Consider the following 21,679-nt stretch of genomic DNA (forward strand, 5'->3'; position numbering starts at 1 on the left):
CCTTTTTGAGAATAAGGATGCAAAGCCGTACTAATAACTAATAGTTCACCAGATGATTTAGTGACATCGTATATAGATCCTGTTATGAGAATAGGTATAGCAATGATTATAAATTTATTATATTTGCATTAAACGATCTGCACGTTTTTTATAGTAAAAATTAGAGCCTCTTCAATAAAAAGGAATTAAATATGGTATTCTTTAGTTAATATATTTAAACGAAGACAGGGGAAATGAAGATGGACAAGAAGCTAACGTATTGGCTAGCATCTATTATAGGGGGAGTAGTACTTGCAACTGGTATGACTTATGGAATGTTACAGTTTGCTGAAGTCCCGCTTGAGAGTGAGGACCATGTTATCGAATGAAGCAGAAGTGAAAGGCTCAAATGCACAACTTCACATTACAGTAACTTCTACTGAAGAAGAAGTGATTTCAGCTATGCATAGCATGACTCATCAAAAAGTAAAAGCGTGTGAAGGAAAGGGAGCAACCCCTATGTCCAAAAAGAATGCAGAGAAAGTAAGAAACATTCTAAACGGAAACAATTTCAAGAATAAAGAAGAGCTATTAGAAATTACTGAAAGATGGGCAAATAGAGATTTTAGTAAAATTTTAGAAGAACATAACTATTTTATTAAACTTCAAGGTGGCAAGATAGGTGAAGCTACAGTAATGGATAAGATAGACGAGCAAGTATTCTGTCTCAATACTTTCGGTGATGATGTAACGGCCGCATTAGTTAAATCGAGAGATCTTCAGCCACGTTAAAGTGTCTTTCTCAATTATAAGAAAAGCCTCAAGTATTTATATACTTGAGGCTTTTCCAATGGAAAGATAGGAATGATCCGAATTCCTTACATTAAGAACAAAGTGGAATTACTCCTAAACCAATTAATAAAGCTGCAGCAACTGCTGGAATTGGTACAGGAATTTGAATACCTTCTACAAACAAGAAATACTGACCACTTACTATTTTAAAACAAACTAATTGCATGGCTATTCCTCCCTTCTTTTAGAATTAATACATTATATTAATTTATCTATTTATTGTTATAGTTAAATTATTCATTTTTAAAAATATAGTTAATATGTGAATAGTTTTCGAAAGGACCTGCTCAATCAATACGAAAAAACATAAGATGAAACGAATCCATTAAAATACATGAGTGAACCTTAGTTTTCCCCTCTTATCTAAAGGAGGAACTATTATGGGTTATGGTGGTAGTTGTGGCGGTTGTGGCTTCTCGGGAGGCTTTGCTTTATTAGTTGTGTTATTCATTTTATTAATCATCGTTGGAGCTTCTTGCTTCTGCTAAAAACTATTGGAAAAGACACTCATATGGAGTGTCTTTTCTTTCGTGCAAAATGATTCCTGATAATATCCAACTGTATATAGTATACGGTATATTTTTTCCTCATTAGACATATAAAAATGTTGGAGGGATGTTATGAAACTAGTAGGGAAGCACATTTATATTCGGCTTTATAAAACTGCTGATGCTAACGAGTTAGCTAACTTACATATTAGAAATCGCGAATTTTTTCAACGAGTTTGCCCGTTGCTCCCAGAAGTTTTTTATACAGAAGAACATCAAAAAATACGTCTTGAACAAGCTCTAAAAAAGACAGCTGAAGGGCAAGTATACCCTTTCGGAATCTTTTTAAGAGAAAATGATAAACTGATTGGAGACATTTCATTAACTCAAATTGTTAGGGGAGACCTCCAAAGCTGTTATACGGGATTTACTTTAGATAAGGAGCATAATGCAAAGGGCTATACAACAGAGGCTCTTCAACTTGTTGTAGATTTTGCTTTTAGGGAATTAAAGCTACATAGAATTGAAGCAGGAGCGATGCTTGATAATATAGCATCTATTCGTGTATTAGAAAAAGTAGGGTTTAAAAAAGAAGGTATAGCGAAAGAAAATATAAGGATTAATGGCAAATGGACAGATCATCAAATATTAGCTATTATCAATAGTTTGGATGTGTAAGCTTATTTTGATTCCAATAACGATAATTATGTAAAGGGCTGTCTATATCGACAGCTTATTATATTTTTTGCTTAGCGTGATTTTTTCGGAATGCTGGCGGCAGCCCATCGCTATCAAGTTAATAAATTGATTGTTCCCTAAAGCAAAAAAATGAACTTAATTCTCATAGATAAATATAGAGAGAAGAAATTCTGTTTTTGGAGTACCTCAAAATCTTGGCTTGATGGGCATGGGGTAGCGTCAGGCAAAGTCGGATTTAAGTTCACCCATACTAGATGTGAAAGAACCCAATAAAAAAGCAATGACCCTTTTTTATAGTTATGATGTAATCACTACAAAAACATAATAACCAACCAAAAGATCATTGCAATGGATAACATTATTTGCTTACAACTAAAGGTTTATAAACTTTCTTGTCAAACAAATACATAATATGGCTAAGTACCAAGAAAAATACTATAAGGCCACCGATGTAGACAAGGGATTTTGCTCCTATTCTGTCATAGTCAAAGAAAAAGTAAGCATAATGTACTGGCTTCCCATCAATTGGCGATATATTGTACACATATCCCATTAGACCTGCGATAGTAGCAAATGCCACATATGAGAGCGGGTATATCAAAACATAATATACATCTCGGTATTTTAAATGATTAGATTCTGTAAATAGAAAATAATCCACAAGGCAAAGAATAGGTGTAATCAAATGTACTGCAAGATTATCAAATTTCCAAAGATAAAAACTTCCACCCATTGTAAAGGTAGTAGGAGCAAGCAACACCCAATAAACGATAAGTGTTAAAAGTAAATCAATTACACATATCATTTCAAAGCGTGGAAAATAGCCAGCACTTCCCGTCTTCCCATCATTTATCAATCCCTTAACTGTACGTATAGTAAGTATACTAAACAAGATCAGTGCTAAAAAATTACTTTGGATAGTATAGTACATAAATATCTTAAAATTCATTTCGCCCGATTGGATGCCCATACGTGATAATAGACCATATAATGCAAAAATAAGGCTACCAATTCTAAATAATACTGCTATCACTCTATTATGTATCATACGATTCCTCCTAATTTATATTAATATCATTTCATTCAACCAAATATTCATCCATCATTTCATCTTAAATTTTTACATGAAACGTTATTTTAGCGTTTTAGCGAAGCTTTGTCAAAAATTTACCCTTACCTTCATTTGGATTTTTAGATTGACTGTTACTATTCAGCCTTAATGATTAAGTAAAAAATATAAATAGACCAGTCTATAGTTGGACTGGTCTACCTGTAAATGCCTTTTCTATTGATTCTAGAATAGAGAGTTGTTTCCTTTTACAAGTCTCAACAAAGCTCATAACCGTGCAATATAATTCATTTCCGCTTTGTTTTCTAAAGCAACCCGATACCTTCTGTTTCAGCTTGCATTTTCGTAAATCTCGCTCGGAAAGATTATTGTTATATGCTATCTTGAAATCCCTTAAGAATAGCAAATGATTCGATTTATACTTCGTTAATCTGTTCAGAAGAGTCTTTTCGGATTCCTTGGCATATTTCCCTTTAGTTTGGATATTTTCTTCATACCCTTTACTAAGCAGATTATCATATCTGGTTTCGTATGCTATAATTTCTTCTTCAGGGTAGCAGGTCGTTGCAAGAGTAAGTGAATGCTAGTGAAATATATAATGGTTGAATGCAGAAATAGGAGAATAAATGGTTCACATAACGACTATGTACTTAGTTCATCATTAAATTAGAGTTAAATTATTTTTTGAGGTATTTTTATTAAAAAGGTATTTTATTTGTTTGAAAGGAGTTAGAAAAGTGAAAAAAAAACATCAAGAACAACCAACCTCATGGCGGCCTAGAGGTTTTATTCAATGGTTACTGACAATCCTTGCAGTAATTGTATTTCCTATTATCAGCATTATGACATACTATATTTGGAATCCAGGCGGTTTTCCTAATATAATGAGTGCCCTCGGAGCGGGTGCATTGATAATACCTACGTTGCTATTAGGTATAACTGTTGTGATAATCATTTTATTAGTATTAGCTGTCTGGAGGAAAGCTTTACTAGCTCGTGCAATTTTGATCCCTTTAGTTTTATTATTAAGTTTTCTAACTGTCGAGCCAATCATTAAAATGTTAAACTATGCAAAAAACGAGAATGTTTCCGTTTCACTTAGTTCTCATTTTTTTGGTAAGACAGAAATCACATCAAAATTCACACAGGACGTCGTATACGAAACAACACCTGATGGCGTGGAATTAAAGCTTGATGTATGGCGAGCCCATGGAGACTCAAAACAATCACTACATCCCGCTATTGTAAAAGTGCATGGAGGTGGATGGGTTGAGGGTGATAAAGAAATGGCCCCTCACTGGAGTCAATGGTTAAGTGAATTAGGATATACTGTGTTTTCTATACAATATCGTATGCCACCTCATGCAGGATGGAAAGATGAAGTAGCTGATGTAAAATCAGCAATAGGATGGGTAGCAGAACATGCGGATGCTTACAATATTGATCCTGAAAAAATAAACGTAATGGGACAGTCAGCAGGTGGAAATCTAGCTATGCTAGCCGCCTATAGTATGGGAGATACAAAGTTACCTCCTTCAACAAATGTACCGTCAGTAACTATTAACTCTGTGATTAATATATACGGTCTGTCTGATATGGAGGGAATTTATAAGAATAGTCCAAGTCCTGATTATATGCAAGATGTAATGAAAAAATATATTGGGGGTACACCTTCACAATTCCCTGATCGTTATAAAATACTTTCTCCGATCAGTTACATTCAGGAAAAAACACCTCCAACTATTACACTTTTAGGAACAAGTGACCGAATTGTACCAGAAGAACAGGCTGAAATTTTGGATAAAAAACTAAAAGAAAATAACGTTTCTCATGAACTTTATCTTCTTCCAAGAGCTGACCATGTTTTTGATGGAGCACCAGATAGCTTGAGTACTCAGTTTGCTTATGAAAAAGTAAAAGCCTTTCTTCAAAAGTATAATAAATAAACATGGGGAAGAATAATCCGGGAAGCTTTATTTACATCATTGTAAAAATTTAAACAAGCATTTTGATGAGTTTTTTCAAAATGCTTGTTTTTTAGTATAAATCCAGTATTTATAGTTTTGGAATTTGATTTACACTTCCCAGTGTAGGTGCTCCTTCTAGACCTAATATGGTGTTAGTGGGGTAGCGCCACATGGCTATCAAGCTAACATTTTTAAGTACCCCCTAAATGAAAATTTTGTGTTTTTATAGAACCAAAGTTTATTTTTATCGTTTTGGAGAACAACAGATTTTTTAACTTGATAGCAAGGGGGTATTTCAATAGCATAGCTTAATGGATGTGTGGTGGGCCCCAATAAGGTTGTTTAAAATTCGGCTTTGGAGACATTTTCAAATACGTTCAACATCCAAACTAAGCTAAGGTAATTACAAATGAAAGTGTCCTATTAATATATTTCAAAAAACATATAATTCCATTCTCTTGCTATATTTTTAGTTAACCCACTTGACTATAACGTAACGTCATAGTGCATAATTTTAACTATATTAAATAAGGAGTGAAAGAAATGAATATAAAATCATTACGGTCCGATAAAATATATCGAAAAATTTTACAAGCTCCAAAAGAGGAAAAGGTTGAATTATACAGACAAGAAATGTTGGCTCCGTTTATGGGGAAATGGGAAATTCAATATGTTCCTTTTAAAGCTGAGGAGCAAAATGGCTTTGATGTTATTACATTGAATAATATAATGAGCATTTCTCCTAATCAGATTACAAATGAGATTACACCAGAATTAGAATTGATTTCGTCTGATTCTTTTTGGTCTGAGTGTAAAGAAGCTGTTAGGAAAAGCCTTCATTTATTTAGAGAGCATGATGTGAACCTTCGTGTATCTGATTACTTATTCACGATTCTATTAGGGGATCCAAATAGCCCTTCATTAATGTTAAATGAAGGATATAGTGGTGATGGAGGTATCCCTGGCTATATTTTGTGTACATTTGTGCCAAATGAATACACAATACCTCGAATGAAGGCTGCTTTAGCACATGAATGTAATCATAATGTTCGATATCAATTTATTCAGTGGGACCATACGGTTACTTTAGGTGAATTAATTGTTAGTGAGGGTTTAGCAGAAAACTTTGCTACTTCTATTTTTGGGGAAGATCTACTCGGTCCTTGGGTATCGAAAACAACTATGGAAATGCTTAATAGACGTATTAAACCCGTGCTCAAGGAACAATTACAATTAACAGGATTTGATAAAATTGCACCGTATCTTTATGGTGATGAATTAGCAAAACTTCAAAACTATATACCAGTCAATATGCCTTATGCTGCTGGTTATGCCTGTGGATACTATTTAATCAAATACTATTTAGAGAAAACAGGAAAAAACATCTTTGAAGCCACAATAATTCCTGCCAATTTAATACTAGATGAAATAAAAGGATTTTGGGATGAAGAAACAATTATTAACGGTTAAAGATATTGTCCAAATTACAGGCATAACCAAAAGAACCTTACAATATTATGATAAAATAAATCTATTAAAGCCAATTTACTTAACAGATAATGGTTATCGACTCTATGATAGGAACAGTTTAGCACAGCTTCAAACGATTCTATTTTTTAAGGAAATGGAATTTTCTCTAAAGGAAATTGCGGATGTATTGAAGCTTACGAGAGAAGAACAGCAACAATTGTTAAAGAAGCATAACCAAACTTTATTGTTAAAAAAACAACGTTTAGAAGCAGTTATTACTGCGGTGGATGAGTATGTATCAGGAAAGGATATTTACAACTTAAATATTTTTAATAATTCATCCATTTTATCATTACAAGAACAATATACTCATGAAGCGAAATTCATCTATGGGGAAACAGAAAAATACAAAGAATTTGAGGAGAAATTGAAAAATCTCTCTCCTAATGAAAAAGCGAACTTATTTCATGAATTCGAACAAAAAATGGAAAGAGTGTTTAGGAAAATTGCTTCCTATATTAATCAATCACCTACTTCCGATGAAGTACAGCAATTAATTGTAGAGTGGAAAAGTTATCTCGAACAATCTATTGTGTGTGATTCTGAAATGTTGACATGTATTGCAAATGCGTATAAATTTGATAATCGATTTAAAAATTACATAAATCAATTTAGTAATGAAGACTTAGCTGAATTTTTATATAATGCAATTATATATTATATAAATAAAAAGAAAAATTAATGTCATACTATTTATAATAGGGGGTCACCTTACATGGCCGTCAACTTAAGAAGAATAAACGCCACCAAAACAAAAAAAGCCCCAACTTATTTTTTTTGAAAATAAGTTGGGGCTTTTGAAACAGAAAAGTATATTTTTAACTATGAAAACTACGATAAATTTTTCCTTTTTTCCTACTTGCTAAATTCAGCAAGTAAAATTTTTTTAAAAGGATTAGGACTGTCAGTTCTACCCAAACTATTCCAATTGACGACCAGCGTATGCTTGCCTCCAAGTTTACCTCCAACAAGAGTAGTAAACCCTAGAATGCCACCTGTGTGTCCCCATATCGAGACACCGCTTGGAAGCTTAGTTTCATAGATTCCAAGACCATATCCATCGATTCCTTCTTTTCCTGTAGGAACTGTAGTAAGCATTTGTTTTAGTTGCTGTTCTTTCAGTAATTTGCCACCGAGCAAGTAAGAGAAGAATTTGTTTAAGTCGTCAGCAGTAGAAATCATATCTCCAGCAGAGCTACCTGCACTTGGGTTATAATAAGTAACGTCTTTTAGCTCACTTGCTCCGTCTGGTTGGACATATCCACGGGCATGGTTAGTGCCTGGAATAACACTTGAGTTGCCTGGTAGGAATGTATTCGACAATTCAAGTGGTTCAATAATTCGATTTTCAACCTCTTCCGCATAGCTGTTTCCAGTTACTTTTTCAATAAGAATGCCCAGTAATACGTATCCTGTGTTTGAATAAGACCAGCCCTTTCCTGGAGCAAAGTCTGGGGGAAGAGAAATCCCCATCTTCACTAACTCTGCAGCCGTATACGATTTTTTTGTATCCGTAAAATCAACGTCTTTTGACCTTGAGTATTCAGCGATACCACTTGTATGGTTCAATATCTCCCGGATAGTAATCTTGTTACCATCATATCCATTTCCTTGAATGACACCAGGCAACCAGTCTTCGATGTGGTCGTCTAGCTTCAGGCGATTCTCTCCAACTAATTGAAGTACAACTGTTGCGGTGAACGTCTTCGTTACACTCCCAATGCGAAAGCGAAAATCTGTTTTCATTGGTTTCTTAGTTCTCAGATCCGCTATTCCAGCGGCATACCCCCACGTTTTTCCACCCTCAGAAGTTTTAGCAAGTATCCCCGGGTATCCAAATTGCAATGTATCCCGCATTGCTTGCTTGACGGAAGTACGATCTCGTTGAGTATTTGTTTGTAACGAACTAGATACATTTTGAGTAGGCTCTGCTTTTACAATTGAGGTTGGTGTTGTATATAACAGGGAACTTCCAGCTATTAAAAGGGCCAGACTTGCACATGTAATTTGACTACGTATTTTCATATGGCATTCCTCTCCTCTATTCATATTGTATAAGTGTTTGCTTACTGTTCCTTACTTCCTGACAAGACTTAGGGAAAGGCCCTCACGCATATAGATTAAAGCCCCAGTACAAAGGTATCTATTAATACCAACAATTTGAGCCAGTTAAATCTCCATCCCTTCTACAACTAAATTATTCAAAGGTATGAAAGCATATTATGTACCCTTAGTTATTGTTAGGATTAACACAACATGAGACATAGCCCCAACCCATATTTTACTTTATTTATCCATGATATGTATTGAGAAAGAATGTAAATTCGAATCCTTTCCGTACCCCAACTATTGATCGTTTTTTTCACCTATTATAATTAGTTATTTAGAATTTCATAATAAAAAACTGTAAACAAATAACGAGTTCCTTAACGAACAAGAAGTGGTTGGAAAATGTATCTAACGTACAAGTTACTTTTTTTGATATGGTGACCCCATCGCCATCAAGCTAAGGTTTTGAAGTACCTACTAAATGAAATTTTTCTTTCTCTACAGTTAGTTATTTTGAGAAGTCAGCTCATTTTTTGTTTTTGGGGTGTTTATTTTTCTTAAGTTGATGGATGTATGGTGCTACCCCTATAAGCTCAATAGGTCATAGTTGGAAAAAAAGTAAGGCTATGGCCTATTTTTACACGTATCTCGGCTGTACCCCTTCTACAGCAAAACGGGTGAAAATCTCATCGATATGAGAAAAAACGGTTTTTGATATATTAGGTGTCGTTTACAATTGTACCCTTTCTGATAATCAAGCCGCTTAATTCAAAAAAGTGAAACCCGTTAGGGTTTATTTCGTATGCAAATCTTTCAATCACCTACACTTGCCCTTTAGAAAAAAGAAACAATCTCACCTAAAATTGATTTTACATAAACTTAGCTTGATAGCGATGTGGCGATACTCCTAACAGACATAAAAATGATTCGTTTGTTTTTTTATTGAATATATACAAACATTATTATAATATGTTTGTATATATTCAAACGAAATAAACTTATGTTTATTTATATTCGAAAGAGATAGGAAGTGTTAATAACAATAAAAAAATGGGTATACCACCAACAACAAAGAGCTACAAAAAGAATGAAACCAATACGGAAAAGATGCTTTCTTGAGAAAATCGAAAAATAAGCATTATTAGCTCTTGAAGAAAAATAGCTAGAAAAGTTACAACCATATGGAGAACGAAGATATAGCCAAAAAAAGTCTTAAAAAGGGGACAAAATTATGGAAAAAAGAAAGTATTCAGTAACACCTCAAGATCGAATGAATTATTTATTAGGTCTTTATTCTGCAGATCAACAAATTAATGCAGTTCTTTATTTTCCTGTAGGTATATCAAAGAAAATACTTGAACAATCAATAAGGATAACGTTACAATTGCAGCCGGTTTTGAACAGCCGTTTTGTAGAAAATGATATTCCTTACTGGGAGGAACATTCATCTGGTACTAACGCACCTATTTGTCTTTTTGCAGAAGGAAATGATCAAGAACTTGAATGGAAGACTTACATTTACGATTGGTTATCATGCGCCGGATACATCAAAAGAAAAGGTAGAAAAATTTTTAGAATGTGTGGTTAATCAACTATCATCATTGTAAGGTTCTGGTGCAAAGATAAAATAAAAGAGAATATAGCGCAAATATTTCTAGCGGAATTGTATTTTAGGGGCTCGCCCTCATGCCATCAACTTAAGAATTCGGAATTACCCCAGAACGAAATTTTAGCTTGATGGCGATGGGGTCACCATACCCATAAAAGAAAATTGTACGTTTAGACATAAAATTGACACATTTCGCTTAGTTCCTTGTATGTTAAGGAAGTAGTTTGTATATTTGAGGAGATGTGCGAGACAAGTGTAAATGTAGGAGAATTCAATATTTTCCATTCAAATATGATAGAATAGAAGTATATCCAAAACGGAGGAATAACAAATGAACTCAAACACAAAACAGTTTATTTATGATATCCAGCAAAGAAAGAACAATTATATAGAAAATGTATTAATAGCAATACAACACCCTAAAAAAGAGCAATCTGAACAAGTCATTCAAAATATAGTAGAGAAGATGGATATGATGATTAGTTTAGTTACTACTTACATGGCTATTGAATCAGAATCTACAAAAGAATTAAAAGAGCTTCAAGAAGAACTTATTCATGCTCAGGCATATATTCAAAAACGGAAATTTGAAGAAACACAGAGATAAAACCCTGTGTTTTTACTTGGTGGACTATGACATTAATTTTTTATAAATTTGATTATTGCTTTGGCATAATCCATACAATTTGTTGAATGAATACAATATATGGCGCCGTATCTTCAATGAGCAAATGATCTGGTTTCACATCCTTTAATTTACCTCTTATATTGCCTCTTACAGTTTCAATAACCACATGCTTACCAATTACTGATTGTAATGTCTGATATACATAGGGGTTAGGTGTACTTACCATATGTTGTTCACTCAAGTCATTTCCTTTCGAATAACTCATTCTATAAGACTCCTTTCTAACTTGCATTCTTTCTACTAATATATGATATAAATCTTATAAATATGCTAGAAGGATAATTCATTATAGGAACGAAAATAACATTTTAATAGAGTACGGTTTCTATTTCTACGTTGCTAAAAAATGATTTATATAAAGTTTCTTTTACCAGTTAATAGGAGGTGATAAAGGGATATTTTGAATATACATCTAGGTTGTTCCTTTCTGGATATGTATCATTTTAAATACGCCCTTTATTAGAATAGTGCTCATACTTTTTTTGAGATTCTTTCGTAATACGTGCGTTAAGTAAAATTGCTAATAATAAAAACACTCCATATTTTCCTCCTGTAGCTCCTATGATAATCACACTACTACAAACAAGTATAATTAGTAGGATAAACGAAACTGAATAAATACGGTCATAATTCTTTGACATCTTTTCGTATTTTATGCGTTCTTTCCTTGCATTCATCTAAATTCCTCCTTTAAATTATCCATTTCACTATCAAATAAATCTCACCCTTAAAAAGGAAATAATATATCGTTATATAAATTAGTTTGTTTTTTTATCAACTAATTTATATAACGTAAAAAGAAATCCTACCAATATTAAGCTTTCCAGCATGATAATCTCGACCCTCTCCTTCCTTTTAATCCCAACACATCAAATGAAAGTTGCAGCAAACAAAAAGGATCATCCCTTTTCGTAAAGGATCATCCTTTTCTTCATTCAACAATTTTTAGGTATTCTTGATTAATTAAAATAACAGCCGGTCCATCTACAACAATTCCACCAACTTCAATTTTTTCATAAGGCTCAATCTTAATAGAAGTAATCCCTTTCCGCTTCTTTAACTCGTTACTTAATTCTTGCGTTGGCATGCGTTTCATATCTTCACTCCTTCTTATTGTTTCATTTAATCTTATTATGTTAAATAAATTGTAAAAATGGGTTCTAGTTCTAGAAATCCCATCAATTTATATCGTTGACCATATATTTAGATGTTACCAACTCGCGTATCTCTCTTATGAAAAGAAGATAAACAATTACTATTCACTGTCTCAGTAAATGTAAAAATTCTTAAAGATAGAGATGAGATTGATTTTTTTTCTAGAAATAATGACTTAGATATATATACCTAAAACAATGAAAGCCCTACCTCTCTTTCATCCTTACGGCTCCTTGTCCGTGCCAGTGTGAATCAGGATTACAAAAATTCAAGTGACTATTTGATCGAGTTATTTAATGAAACTTCGAACGTTCGTAAAAGAAATTTAAAAATAAAAATGGATTAGATTGAAGTAATAACAAAAGAGGTTCCTACTCTAAAAGTGAGTTGAAGAAATTGAATGTCTTTGAAATGATTTGCTTTTAATACTCATCATATTCCCGAAAATTCAGGATGTTTTCGGAGGATATAATTCATTATTTTTAATGAACCTTAACAGAAACTTTTTATTTGATTTTCAGTGATTCCTTTAATTAATTCTAGTTCACTGACCAAAAATCTATATGCATCATCCAACAATTTTTTTTCGCTTGTATTGAGTGCTTTTTCTTTCTTCATACGCATTAAATCCCGTACAACTTCAGCACCTTCTTGTATTTCACCCGTTTTTATTTTGTCCGTGTTCACTTTATGCCTTTGTTTCCACGGCAGTAATTTACAGGATTCTTCATTGTGAAAAATGTGTATAATGTGCTTTAATGCAAGTATATCAATAACTGGGCGTATATTCGAATTCAATATTTTACCCGTAGGAATCATGACTTGCATATTACTGATCGACATTTTTATGACAAAATACTGTTGTTTTTTTCCTGAGAATTCTTTTTCTTCCATGGCTTCAATTATACCTGCTCCGTGCATTGGATAAACAATGTTATCGCCAATTTGAAACATATAATCCACCTCCATATATGGTAACCTTCTTAACCTTAACATATATGTGATTTTTTATCAAATATTTTATAATATCATAAAATTATTTTCGTTGTCAATTACTTTTTCTTCATAAATCAAATCGAATAAGAATAGCACAAAAAACATAGGGAGTGTGTCAGATTTCCCATAAAGGGAAGGGGAATTTCCCCACGTTCTGAAACCTCTACTCATTAACGTAGATCAGTTTTCCCCTTGAAAACGACCAAATCGATCCCTTATTTTTTTCAATCTTGTGTGGTACTCCAAAATCTCAATTCTTGCTTTTTCAGCTAGAGGGGCAATTGGTCGTAAGGCTTTTAACCCCCAATACTCAATCACTACATCAAGTACTTGATCAAAATATTGTAGTGGTCCATAGTTCGCTTCTTTTGCAATTACAGCCATTCTATTTTCAAAATCAGGCATGACGGCACCTGGCATTTTAAAATTCTTAATCACATTGGCAATATGATAGCAATAATTAGGTTCTAATTCCAAATGTGTTCGAATGACGTCTCGATAAAAAGCATAATGAAGAGTCTCATCTTTGGCAAGACGACGTAATAATGTAGCAAGATCTGAATCGTGCTTACTTGCAACCTTAGCTACATTATTGTAAAACACCATCGTTGCAAGTTCTTGTAGCGTCGTATACGTCATAGCTTCGATTGGTGTATGAAAATCAGGCTCAAATCCCCCCTCAACGACTGACTTTCTTAATTCATGTATTCGTTTAGGATTCACACTTCGAGTGAGTAGTAAATATGTCTCCAATAGATTCGAATGTTGATCCTCTTCTGATGTCCAAGTATGAATAAAGTCTGTAATAACAGAGAGGGACCCTTTAAAAGTCGCAGATAAATACGTTGTAAACCAAGGTAAATTCACTTCTGTTAATAAAGCTGTTTCAATGGCTGTAATTACACCAGTAGGAAGAGTAACTTGACTTTCATCCCAAGGAACTCTTTTAAAGTCCATTCCCTTATCCCATGGTAAAAATTCATGATAACCCCAGTCTATCTTCTGCGCTCTAATTTTATGTTGTTCATACAGTTCTTTTAAACGTGGTTCTAATCGGAAATCTAAATCATTTGTTAGCATAAAAGTCCCCCCATTTCTTATCACAGATAGTCATTCTGTTTTTACTCTTAAAATTTTCTACAAATAAATATTACGTTCCTTTTTTTAAGTCAAACATAATAAATTTGTAACAAAACCTTTTAAGAGCGCTATATTTTTATAGGATTTTTTTATTAAAAGGGGGACCGTTACATCTATTTTCTTTTTTTATAAAATAGATACTGAGGCATACAATATGTTAGTTAGCCTAAATAAAGAAACTAACCTCAGTAAATTCAGAATAACATTCATGGATGAAGATACTCGTCATGTTATAAATCTTCGTGAGTGTAAAAAGGTGCATGCTTATAAAGAATCATTTTATAATAAAGATAGATAGTGTTTTATACACATTAACAACTTATTTAGATGTAAATCCAATATATTAGATTAAGCACTTGAAAACCAAATACAGTGGATGAGATAGCCTTAAACGACAAATCCCAACTAGAACAATGTACATTGGCTATGTATGGTGAGTTAGACCAAATTTTGTTATACAACAAAAAAGGGAAGAGGCGATAAACATGCAGTCAACAGAAGCGCATATGAAGGAAAAACAACGTAGAGAAAAAATAGAAATTATATTTAGTCACAGGGTAAAAGGGGAGAGTTATTTTCACGGCTCTTCCTATCAATGGAAAAACATTGTATATCAAAATTATGATAGAATACAACAAAAAGAGATGGAAGTTGAACAACTCATTTCGAAAATGGAAAAAGCAGGGGTTCGTTTTACGCAGCACCGTTCACTCATATACTATCCCGTCATTGATTTTGTAAAATATATAGCTAAGATTTATAAGGAACCCCTCGAAATAAAATAATCATATTTAAAGGAAACCTTTATAAAAGGTTTATTTTCGATGATTTTTTAACTAAAACCTTAAAAAATCATTACAACATTCTTTTTATTTTCAATACTCATCGGTTTTGTTATAATATCAACCATAGCGTATTATATTCGTTTGTATATTTTCATATTTTGGGGATTTTATTACACAAAAAGACAACTCTTAATTGGAGTTGTCTTTTATTTTTTTCGATATACACAATACTCTTCTGATACAAAAACATCAAGATTCTTACAACCAAAGAAAAAGTAGGATTTCTAATAAGAGAGATCCTACTTTATTTCCTCATATTCCGTCATTATTTTATGAAACGTGTTTTTCTTTAGCTCTAACATTTGCATAAACATAGTAGCTGTCTTTTCTTCACCTTTACATTTATTACAAAAAATGTTATTATTAAAATGAATTATTTTTGTTCGGTGTAAAGGATTTGTAACTTTTCACCTTTATGATCACTGAGAGCAAGGATAGTATTACATTGTGTGTGTTTACACACTAGGAGGCAATACAAATGGAAAAAGGTAATGTAAAATGGTTTAATGGCGAAAAAGGCTTCGGATTCATCGAACGTGAAGGTGGAGACGATGTATTCGTTCATTTCTCAGCGATTCAAGGCGAAGGTTACAAAACTTTAGAAGAAGGCCAAGCAGTGACTTTTGATTTGGAGCAAGGTCAACGTGGACCTCAAGCTTCAAACGTACGTAAAGCTTCTTAATTTTACAAACCAGGGAAGGCAGGCTCTTTTATGAGAGTCTGCTTTTTTTCCGTGTAACAAAGAACCACCGACTCGTAAAGGACATGGAAACAGTAAATCAAATGGTAAACCAAGTCTAGCATATACTTACTGAGTATTCTAATTTAATTTTTGAGCTACCAACTTTATAAGCCTTTTTTCTAGCATAAAAGTACCCCCTAAATGAAAATTCTCTTTCTCTACAGTTAGTTATTTTGAGAAGTCAGCTCATTTGTTGTTTTGGGGGTGTTTACATTCCTTAAGTTGATGGGCATGGGGTACCACCCCATTGCCATCAAGCTAAGCTTATATAAGTTTAATTTCACGTGAAATTTTTTCGTTTTTCTAAAGACCAATGTAAGTTCTTTAAAGATTTGCATGCCAAATAAACCCTATCAGGTTTCAGTTTTTTGGATTACGCTACATGACTGTGAGACATAGAAAAGTTGTATACGACGCCTAAGATATCAAAGACTGTTTTCTTCTCATACCTATGGGATTTTCGTCCGTTTTTCTGTAAGAGATTAAACAGACGAAAGAGAATCTTTGTTAATTCTTGGGTGTCTTTTTGTAAAGATTGATAAATAAGTGGAAAATAATCTTTGATGATATAAATTGCTTTATATTCACTTAATTCTCGTTTCTTCTTGATGAGGAGTAATTGGCGCATTTGAAACATAGTGGAGGAACAAAGAAGGATACTTATTAATTGTCCGTATAAGTGACATTCTAGTCGTTCTAATTTTACAGAATTACAGTGATGAATACGAAAAAATGATTTCCATGTTTTAAAAATAAGTTCAATTTGCCAGCGTAAGGAGTAAAAATCGTATACTTGTTCCTTTGGTAGATATTCTAACGGAATATTTGTAATGTAAAAGTTAATTGTACTAAGCCTCTTACTACGTTCTTTATAGGTAATTTGCTTCTTATGTTCTTTAGATGCTAAATCCTTTTGCCTATGTTTCATTTGTGTTTCAGTTAATTTGTACAGAATGAGTCTTGCAGGAAGTTTTTGATACATTCCAATATAAATTTCAGGAATTTCATATGTTTCACCTGACTGTAATTGGTCAATGAATTGCTCCATATCTAATTGGATGTACTCAGAGTGCTTTTTTATTGTTCCATTTTGAAAGTATTCAGGCTCATTATTCTTTTGATATATACGTGTATTGAGCTTTAATCTTGAAATAAAATAAGCATTACACTCTTCTATAGTATGTAAGTCTTTTAGGTCGAAGTATCCTAAATCACGTATACATACATCGTTCGGTTGAAGGGACGCTAAACAAGTAGAACCATACGTTTTATCATTATGCTTTCCCGATCCTACATGAACATGAAGAAATTGACCACTTAGTAAATCATACTCTAGTTGAATTTTCACACCAGCATTTTGACCACTACCACCTGAACCTTGATATATAGAAGTGAATTTATCCGGAATCTGAAAATGTGTAGAATCCAATACACGAATACGTCGAAAATAGTTTGTATACAAAGTTGGAATCTTGTTAGAAGAACAAAATTGTTGGTGAAGTAAATGTGCTAAGAGTTGTTGTAAAAACTGAACAGCCTGAGAATTAAAACGTTGATTGAGTCCTTCTGGACTCATAGAAATGCCTGTGTTAGCTTCTAATCGACTACATAATTGTACCAATGAAGTATGGGCAATATTTTGACTTAACCAAATACATAGAGCCACTAAATCTTGTGCGCGGTATTTACTTTTTCGTTTAACAAATCCTACATTTTTAGCTAATTGCTCTAAAGCATCAGGTGACATATATCGTTGCAATTCTTTAGAAAACAATTCTAATTCATCAGAAATCGATAAATTCATACTAAAACGCCATCCTTTCCTATGATTCTATAGAAAGAATAGCGTATTTTTTCATTTTAGGGGGAATTTTGTTTTATTAGCTTGATAGCGATGTGATGGGACCCCTGATTCTATTGTTTCTGCCCGAAAAAGATAAAATGTTAGACTGACTTTAATGTAAAACCAGCGATAGTCTTTGACAAAAATAAAGTCCTAGACTGCTGCTGGTTTATTGGACTAGCGTAATTAATTGTCACTTATCATTATTAGCTACTTTCATTTTGTCTTCCATACCGTTATCCCGAGTATCGGCATAAGCGACACAACTGTATCCTATTTTTTTCATTCTTAGCTCCATTTTATGTTTAGTCTGCTCCTCTCTCTTTGACGAACAACCATAATCCAATTGCAAAGAAAAGCAAAATATAGGCGATATCTATCGCTAACGACATAGGTAAGCCAATTAATTCCGATTTATATTGTGACGTGCTCCAATAGACACTTAAATCATCATGATGAATGAATAGAATGTGTGTCCATGATGTAGATAAGAGACTACCTCCAAATATCATTTGTAAAAAGTATAACACTAAGCTACTGCCTACTGCGATAGCAGCTGATCTCGTCCACACGCCAATCAAGGATGCTAGACTTGCATATAGGCAACATTGCAATACAAGTGCTCCGATAGAATATATAACATCCGTCATGTCGCCCCATTGTATGTTTTGTGGAGCCATCAGGAGATTCAATAACAAAGAAACAATGAATATATTAACAACACCCGTAACGATGAGCAAAATCATCGCAGCAATTTTTGCAACATACAATCGTGAGCGCGAGGACGTATGCAGGAATAGTTGTTTCAGAGTACCATATTGATACTCATCCGTCCAAATAAGAGGTGACAAAACAATCGCCCAAGGTAGAATAACAAGCATTCCCGATAGGCCAAGCAAAGCATTTACCATTTGAGCCACCGTATCATCAGCCTTGAGATTACTGGTGTATGCCCAAGAGAACAGTACCGTCATCACAATAAAACCAATGTGTGAAAGAATAAAGATTCTTTTATTCACTATCTTCAAACATTCATTCCATAACAATTTAACTCACCTCACCGCGCGCAGTTGTCCATTTTAAAAACTTATCCTCTAAACTCGTATGTGCCGGCAACACCCGATGAACTTCCACCCCGGCATCACACAATGCTCGAATCAGCTTTGGAACTTGACCTTCATCAATAGCTACTGTCATAGTATGCAAACCGTTAGATAATTTCTCTGTCTGCATATAATTCAATGCATGATGATCATCCCCAAAAAAGTTAACCACAACTTCGCTTGTAAGCTCAACATTATCAATGCGAAGTGTGATACAGAATTCCCCATCATTTAACCCATCATCAATCCGCTGCTCTGTCACTAAGCAGCCATTCTGCATAATAACCACTCGGCGTGCCATCTGCTCAATCTCAGACAGTTGATGACTGGAAATCACAATTGCTACGCCCAACTCTGCCGCAATTCTATTTAAATAGTTCCGGGTTTCACGGACACCAGCAGGATCAAGTGCATTCATCGGCTCATCTAACACAAGCAACTTTGGCTTTTGCAGTAGTGCTTGTGCAATTCCCAAGCGTTGTTTCATTCCCATGGAGTACGTGCCTACTCGCTGCTCAAGCGCATGTTCTATACCGGTTAGACTGGCTACCTCCAGCAACCAATCCTTACTCACATTTTTGTGCAAACGCTGATATTGACGTAAATTTTCGTACCCACTCAAATAAGGATAGAATGCAGGTGCTTCAATCACTGCCCCTACATTGAAGAGTGCTTTAGAAAACTGACTTTTAATACTGTAACCTGCAATCTGCACGTCCCCGGCACTTATTGTGCTTAGACCAACTATCATCTTCATTGTGGTTGTCTTGCCCGCTCCGTTCGCACCAAGTAGTCCGATAATCTCTCCCTCTACCACATCGAACGATATGTCTTGCACAATCAACTTGCCCTTGATTTCTTTCGTTAGGTGTTGCACCGATAGTACCGTTTTCAATTTCCCCACTCCTTACAATATAAGTACAGCCTCATTTCATGAATTCATTAAGAACAGCCTGTAAAGAAAAATCAGCTATGAACTTATTTCTCTATAGTAATATTGATAATAACTTGAAGTATGTAACAACTGACTGTGATTTCCTACATCGCAAACCTTCCCATTCTCCAAAACAATGATCATGTCACTATTCATCACCGTCGATAACCGATGGGCCATCACTATTCGTTTACAATTAATACTTGGTAAATATTAATCTGCCCGCGCTTCACTTATATGATCCAAAGCGCTCGTTGCTTCACCCAATACTAGTACGGTTGGATTATTAAGTAGTGCCCTGGCCAAAGCTATTCGTTGTCTTTGCCCTCCTGAAATATTCCTGCCCATTTCAGCTAAAAATGTCTGATATTGCATCGCCATCAACTTAAGAAATTGATTGTTCCCCAAAACGGAAAAAATGAGCCGAATTCTCATAAATAATTGTGAAAAGGTAAAATTCTCGCTAGCGGAAGTAATATATTGATAGGTCAATACTTACAAATCTTTTATATGTTTTCTAATATCTGCGGCTACTTTAGTAGGATCATCAATCTCAAAAAAGACATACTTATATTTTTCATGACCTTTTAATTCAATCATTACGAGAGGGACTCTATTTTCACAAGAGAGAAAGTACCATTCATCAGCATATTTAAAACTTCCTTCAAAAATATTGAGAGGAGAAATTGATGTTCCAGGCATACGAAGCATCCATTGTGGAGGATCAAAATAGTCAACATACACACTCTTAATCGTGTTATAAGGCATTTTTAATTTTAGTTTTAATGCAAGTAATCCTGTTATCCCATTTAGTTTTAGAATCAGACCTTCATTATCAAATAATATTTCTTTCCCCATAATTCCCCCACTTTTCACGTTAACTTTTATACTTGTATACTCAAAATCCCTTTGATTTGTTTTTAGATGGTAAAACATGTTTCTCTACTCTTTCATATAGAGTAAGCAATTGCTTGATAAAAGAAAATTTCGGTACTAACCAATAAGAAAATAACGCTGAAACACATCCTATTAAAGCCCCTATTACAACATCAAAAGGATAATGAACCCCTACCCAAATACGAGAGATCGCTACACAAAATGCAAGTATAAGCCATAACCATCCAGTCTTTTTACGAACAAGCCAAAATGAAAAACAAATCGAATAAAAGAGAATCGTATGGTCACTAGGAAATGAATTATCTACAGCATGGTCGACAAGTTTATTCACATCAGGCAATACTGCAAACGGTTGATAATTTAAATGAAATTTCCCTGCTATTTTTCCAATCACCTCAGCAATCACGAAAGCAACCATCGCTTGAATAACCATCATCCTACTTTTTCTAGACTCGGTAAACCAATAAGCTATAATAATTAAACCAAGAATATATACCATATATTCTGCCGAAAATATCATGGCTGAATTTAGGAATGAATATTGTTTACCTAAATCATTAATTGCTCGAAAAATATCAATATTGAATTGAGAAAAAGACATTTTCAAATTCCTCCTTCTTTTTTTCACTATAATAAAAAAAGAAAAAGGAAAACATCGAACTTTCTTACAAACATTCGTGCATTCTTACAGTTTTGTCATTTTTCTCGTCATTTTGTAAATGTGTTCATAGCCTTACCTTTTGCTATTTTCTTTGGGAAACATGGTAAATTACGAGAAAGAGCGCTCCAGATAACTTAACAATAAGAAGTCGATTATCTCTTAGCGTACAGGAAATCGGTTTTTTCTTTATGAAATTTTGCTTAGCGTACGAAGTTTACGCTTTGTTGGTGCTAGCCCATTGCCATCAACCTAAGAAAACAGGTCACCCCCAAAACAATAAATAAGCTTTTTCATTACAAGAAAGCCTAAAAATTTCGTTCTGGGGGTGTAATAAAATTTTAGCTTGATGGGCATGGGGTACCACCCGCATTTTAACGAAAATATACGCTAAGTAAATTTCGACATAAAAGAAGCCGATTTTTCTACTCTAAGA

At 33.9% G+C, this 21,679-nt stretch carries 23 protein-coding genes and 3 pseudogenes; 10 read left to right on the plus strand and 16 right to left on the minus strand.

What is annotated here, in order from left to right; genetic code table 11:
• Window positions 1-239 precede the first annotated feature (239 nt).
• Window positions 240-771, plus strand: a pseudogene (locus tag ACS2FK_RS05710) (PRK06770 family protein).
• Window positions 772-862: 91 nt separating this feature from the next.
• On the opposite strand, the gene ACS2FK_RS05715 reads toward ACS2FK_RS05710, so the two are convergent.
• Window positions 863-997 carry a hypothetical protein gene (locus tag ACS2FK_RS05715; RefSeq protein WP_001177693.1) on the minus strand — a complete coding sequence of 45 codons (135 nt, stop codon included), beginning with the start codon at window positions 995-997 and terminating at the stop codon, window positions 863-865.
• A 214-nt stretch (window positions 998-1,211) separates the two neighbouring features.
• On the opposite strand from ACS2FK_RS05715, the gene ACS2FK_RS05720 reads away from it, so the two are divergent.
• Window positions 1,212-1,319 carry a YjcZ family sporulation protein gene (locus ACS2FK_RS05720; RefSeq protein ID WP_000540375.1) on the plus strand — a complete coding sequence of 36 codons (108 nt, stop codon included), beginning with the start codon at window positions 1,212-1,214 and terminating at the stop codon, window positions 1,317-1,319.
• A 132-nt stretch (window positions 1,320-1,451) separates the two neighbouring features.
• Entirely contained in the window at window positions 1,452-1,997 is a 546-nt protein-coding gene (locus tag ACS2FK_RS05725) for a GNAT family N-acetyltransferase (protein ID WP_000779763.1), read from the plus strand.
• A 379-nt stretch (window positions 1,998-2,376) separates the two neighbouring features.
• Here the strand turns inward: ACS2FK_RS05725 and ACS2FK_RS05730 are convergent, their stop codons facing one another.
• Both ACS2FK_RS05730 and ACS2FK_RS05735 read right to left on the minus strand, forming a co-directional pair.
• The gene (locus ACS2FK_RS05730; RefSeq protein WP_063546627.1) at window positions 2,377-3,066 is read right to left on the minus strand and encodes a Pr6Pr family membrane protein; all 690 of its coding nucleotides are present in this window, start codon (window positions 3,064-3,066) and stop codon (window positions 2,377-2,379) included.
• 202 nt (window positions 3,067-3,268) lie between these two features.
• Window positions 3,269-3,628: an IS66 family transposase gene (locus tag ACS2FK_RS05735; protein ID WP_080469743.1), complete on the minus strand. Its 360-nt coding sequence runs from the start codon at window positions 3,626-3,628 to the stop codon at window positions 3,269-3,271.
• 196 nt (window positions 3,629-3,824) lie between these two features.
• Here ACS2FK_RS05735 and ACS2FK_RS05740 point away from each other — a divergent pair, with 196 nt between their 5' ends.
• The 3 genes from ACS2FK_RS05740 (at window position 3,825) to ACS2FK_RS05750 (ending at window position 7,266) form a co-directional block, all read left to right on the plus strand.
• A complete protein-coding gene (locus tag ACS2FK_RS05740) occupies window positions 3,825-5,033 on the plus strand; it encodes an alpha/beta hydrolase (RefSeq protein WP_063546629.1) in 1,209 nt (402 codons plus the stop codon).
• A gap of 564 nt (window positions 5,034-5,597) precedes the next feature.
• Window positions 5,598-6,524, plus strand: a complete 927-nt coding sequence (locus ACS2FK_RS05745) for a DUF2268 domain-containing protein (RefSeq protein ID WP_061667712.1) — start codon at window positions 5,598-5,600, stop codon at window positions 6,522-6,524.
• Window positions 6,499-7,266, plus strand: coding sequence for a MerR family transcriptional regulator (locus ACS2FK_RS05750; protein ID WP_063546632.1), 768 nt, complete (start codon window positions 6,499-6,501; stop codon window positions 7,264-7,266). Before ACS2FK_RS05745 ends, ACS2FK_RS05750 begins: the two co-directional genes overlap by 26 nt.
• 173 nt (window positions 7,267-7,439) lie before the next feature.
• Here ACS2FK_RS05750 and ACS2FK_RS05755 read toward each other — a convergent pair whose 3' ends face one another.
• On the minus strand, window positions 7,440-8,609 hold the full coding sequence (locus ACS2FK_RS05755; protein ID WP_063546634.1) for a serine hydrolase domain-containing protein: 1,170 nt from the start codon (window positions 8,607-8,609) through the stop codon (window positions 7,440-7,442).
• Between the two features lie 1,255 nt (window positions 8,610-9,864).
• Between ACS2FK_RS05755 and ACS2FK_RS05760 the strand changes: the two are divergent.
• Both ACS2FK_RS05760 and ACS2FK_RS05765 read left to right on the plus strand, forming a co-directional pair.
• A pseudogene (locus tag ACS2FK_RS05760) lies at window positions 9,865-10,203 on the plus strand (condensation domain-containing protein); the annotation flags it as partial.
• A gap of 370 nt (window positions 10,204-10,573) precedes the next feature.
• Entirely contained in the window at window positions 10,574-10,849 is a 276-nt protein-coding gene (locus ACS2FK_RS05765; protein WP_059304073.1) for a hypothetical protein, read from the plus strand.
• Window positions 10,850-10,901: 52 nt separating this feature from the next.
• Here ACS2FK_RS05765 and ACS2FK_RS05770 read toward each other — a convergent pair whose 3' ends face one another.
• The 5 genes from ACS2FK_RS05770 to ACS2FK_RS05790 form a co-directional block, all read right to left on the minus strand.
• Entirely contained in the window at window positions 10,902-11,135 is a 234-nt protein-coding gene (locus ACS2FK_RS05770) for a YuzF family protein (RefSeq protein ID WP_059304072.1), read from the minus strand.
• 238 nt (window positions 11,136-11,373) lie between these two features.
• Complete coding sequence (locus ACS2FK_RS05775; RefSeq protein WP_000993974.1) at window positions 11,374-11,607, minus strand: hypothetical protein; 234 nt, start codon at window positions 11,605-11,607, stop codon at window positions 11,374-11,376.
• 254 nt (window positions 11,608-11,861) lie between these two features.
• Window positions 11,862-12,026 carry a BC1881 family protein gene (locus tag ACS2FK_RS05780; RefSeq protein ID WP_000827566.1) on the minus strand — a complete coding sequence of 55 codons (165 nt, stop codon included), beginning with the start codon at window positions 12,024-12,026 and terminating at the stop codon, window positions 11,862-11,864.
• 551 nt (window positions 12,027-12,577) lie between these two features.
• Window positions 12,578-13,039, minus strand: a complete 462-nt coding sequence (locus tag ACS2FK_RS05785) for a CarD family transcriptional regulator (protein WP_140157178.1) — start codon at window positions 13,037-13,039, stop codon at window positions 12,578-12,580.
• 222 nt (window positions 13,040-13,261) lie between these two features.
• Window positions 13,262-14,161 carry an acyl-ACP desaturase gene (locus tag ACS2FK_RS05790; protein ID WP_140157177.1) on the minus strand — a complete coding sequence of 300 codons (900 nt, stop codon included), beginning with the start codon at window positions 14,159-14,161 and terminating at the stop codon, window positions 13,262-13,264.
• Between the two features lie 545 nt (window positions 14,162-14,706).
• On the opposite strand from ACS2FK_RS05790, the gene ACS2FK_RS05795 reads away from it, so the two are divergent.
• Entirely contained in the window at window positions 14,707-15,006 is a 300-nt protein-coding gene (locus ACS2FK_RS05795) for a hypothetical protein (RefSeq protein WP_059304069.1), read from the plus strand.
• A 299-nt stretch (window positions 15,007-15,305) separates the two neighbouring features.
• Here ACS2FK_RS05795 and ACS2FK_RS05800 read toward each other — a convergent pair.
• Window positions 15,306-15,413: pseudogene (locus ACS2FK_RS05800) on the minus strand (integrase); the annotation flags it as partial.
• A 131-nt stretch (window positions 15,414-15,544) separates the two neighbouring features.
• Here ACS2FK_RS05800 and ACS2FK_RS05805 point away from each other — a divergent pair.
• Window positions 15,545-15,748: a cold-shock protein gene (locus ACS2FK_RS05805; protein WP_000410775.1), complete on the plus strand. Its 204-nt coding sequence runs from the start codon at window positions 15,545-15,547 to the stop codon at window positions 15,746-15,748.
• A 433-nt stretch (window positions 15,749-16,181) separates the two neighbouring features.
• On the opposite strand, the gene ACS2FK_RS05810 is transcribed toward ACS2FK_RS05805, so the two are convergent.
• The 6 genes from ACS2FK_RS05810 to ACS2FK_RS05835 form a co-directional block, all read right to left on the minus strand.
• A complete protein-coding gene (locus ACS2FK_RS05810) occupies window positions 16,182-17,612 on the minus strand; it encodes an IS4 family transposase (RefSeq protein ID WP_063546638.1) in 1,431 nt (476 codons plus the stop codon).
• A 344-nt stretch (window positions 17,613-17,956) separates the two neighbouring features.
• A complete protein-coding gene (locus tag ACS2FK_RS05815) occupies window positions 17,957-18,697 on the minus strand; it encodes an ABC transporter permease (protein WP_063546640.1) in 741 nt (246 codons plus the stop codon).
• Between the two features lies 1 nt (window position 18,698).
• Window positions 18,699-19,649 (minus strand): ABC transporter ATP-binding protein, encoded by a 951-nt coding sequence (locus ACS2FK_RS05820; protein WP_063546642.1) that lies wholly within the window; start codon window positions 19,647-19,649, stop codon window positions 18,699-18,701.
• A 252-nt stretch (window positions 19,650-19,901) separates the two neighbouring features.
• Entirely contained in the window at window positions 19,902-20,123 is a 222-nt protein-coding gene (locus tag ACS2FK_RS05825; protein WP_320561278.1) for an ATP-binding cassette domain-containing protein, read from the minus strand.
• Window positions 20,124-20,183: 60 nt separating this feature from the next.
• Window positions 20,184-20,546, minus strand: a complete 363-nt coding sequence (locus ACS2FK_RS05830) for a hypothetical protein (RefSeq protein WP_063549262.1) — start codon at window positions 20,544-20,546, stop codon at window positions 20,184-20,186.
• A gap of 40 nt (window positions 20,547-20,586) precedes the next feature.
• A complete protein-coding gene (locus ACS2FK_RS05835; RefSeq protein WP_063546644.1) occupies window positions 20,587-21,186 on the minus strand; it encodes an undecaprenyl-diphosphatase in 600 nt (199 codons plus the stop codon).
• Window positions 21,187-21,679 lie beyond the last annotated feature (493 nt).

Source organism: Bacillus cereus group sp. BceL220, assembly GCF_051776965.1.
In the GTDB taxonomy this organism is placed as follows: Bacteria; Bacillota; Bacilli; order Bacillales; family Bacillaceae_G; genus Bacillus_A; species Bacillus_A cereus.

What these genes read in the sequence shown, in the direction of transcription:
- ACS2FK_RS05835 (WP_063546644.1), bottom strand. Translation starts at nt 21,186, where the DNA reads ATGTCTTTTTCTCAATTCAATATTGATATTTTTCGAGCAATTAATGAT.
- ACS2FK_RS05775 (WP_000993974.1), bottom strand. Translation starts at nt 11,607, where the DNA reads ATGAATGCAAGGAAAGAACGCATAAAATACGAAAAGATGTCAAAGAAT.
- ACS2FK_RS05825 (WP_320561278.1), bottom strand. Translation starts at nt 20,123, where the DNA reads ATGAGAATTCGGCTCATTTTTTCCGTTTTGGGGAACAATCAATTTCTT.
- ACS2FK_RS05805 (WP_000410775.1), top strand. Translation starts at nt 15,545, where the DNA reads ATGGAAAAAGGTAATGTAAAATGGTTTAATGGCGAAAAAGGCTTCGGA.
- ACS2FK_RS05725 (WP_000779763.1), top strand. Translation starts at nt 1,452, where the DNA reads ATGAAACTAGTAGGGAAGCACATTTATATTCGGCTTTATAAAACTGCT.
- ACS2FK_RS05765 (WP_059304073.1), top strand. Translation starts at nt 10,574, where the DNA reads ATGAACTCAAACACAAAACAGTTTATTTATGATATCCAGCAAAGAAAG.
- ACS2FK_RS05795 (WP_059304069.1), top strand. Translation starts at nt 14,707, where the DNA reads ATGCAGTCAACAGAAGCGCATATGAAGGAAAAACAACGTAGAGAAAAA.
- ACS2FK_RS05730 (WP_063546627.1), bottom strand. Translation starts at nt 3,066, where the DNA reads ATGATACATAATAGAGTGATAGCAGTATTATTTAGAATTGGTAGCCTT.
- ACS2FK_RS05810 (WP_063546638.1), bottom strand. Translation starts at nt 17,612, where the DNA reads ATGAATTTATCGATTTCTGATGAATTAGAATTGTTTTCTAAAGAATTG.
- ACS2FK_RS05745 (WP_061667712.1), top strand. Translation starts at nt 5,598, where the DNA reads ATGAATATAAAATCATTACGGTCCGATAAAATATATCGAAAAATTTTA.
- ACS2FK_RS05715 (WP_001177693.1), bottom strand. Translation starts at nt 997, where the DNA reads ATGCAATTAGTTTGTTTTAAAATAGTAAGTGGTCAGTATTTCTTGTTT.
- ACS2FK_RS05790 (WP_140157177.1), bottom strand. Translation starts at nt 14,161, where the DNA reads ATGCTAACAAATGATTTAGATTTCCGATTAGAACCACGTTTAAAAGAA.
- ACS2FK_RS05770 (WP_059304072.1), bottom strand. Translation starts at nt 11,135, where the DNA reads ATGAGTTATTCGAAAGGAAATGACTTGAGTGAACAACATATGGTAAGT.
- ACS2FK_RS05755 (WP_063546634.1), bottom strand. Translation starts at nt 8,609, where the DNA reads ATGAAAATACGTAGTCAAATTACATGTGCAAGTCTGGCCCTTTTAATA.
- ACS2FK_RS05780 (WP_000827566.1), bottom strand. Translation starts at nt 12,026, where the DNA reads ATGAAACGCATGCCAACGCAAGAATTAAGTAACGAGTTAAAGAAGCGG.
- ACS2FK_RS05750 (WP_063546632.1), top strand. Translation starts at nt 6,499, where the DNA reads ATGAAGAAACAATTATTAACGGTTAAAGATATTGTCCAAATTACAGGC.
- ACS2FK_RS05785 (WP_140157178.1), bottom strand. Translation starts at nt 13,039, where the DNA reads ATGTTTCAAATTGGCGATAACATTGTTTATCCAATGCACGGAGCAGGT.
- ACS2FK_RS05830 (WP_063549262.1), bottom strand. Translation starts at nt 20,546, where the DNA reads ATGGGGAAAGAAATATTATTTGATAATGAAGGTCTGATTCTAAAACTA.
- ACS2FK_RS05720 (WP_000540375.1), top strand. Translation starts at nt 1,212, where the DNA reads ATGGGTTATGGTGGTAGTTGTGGCGGTTGTGGCTTCTCGGGAGGCTTT.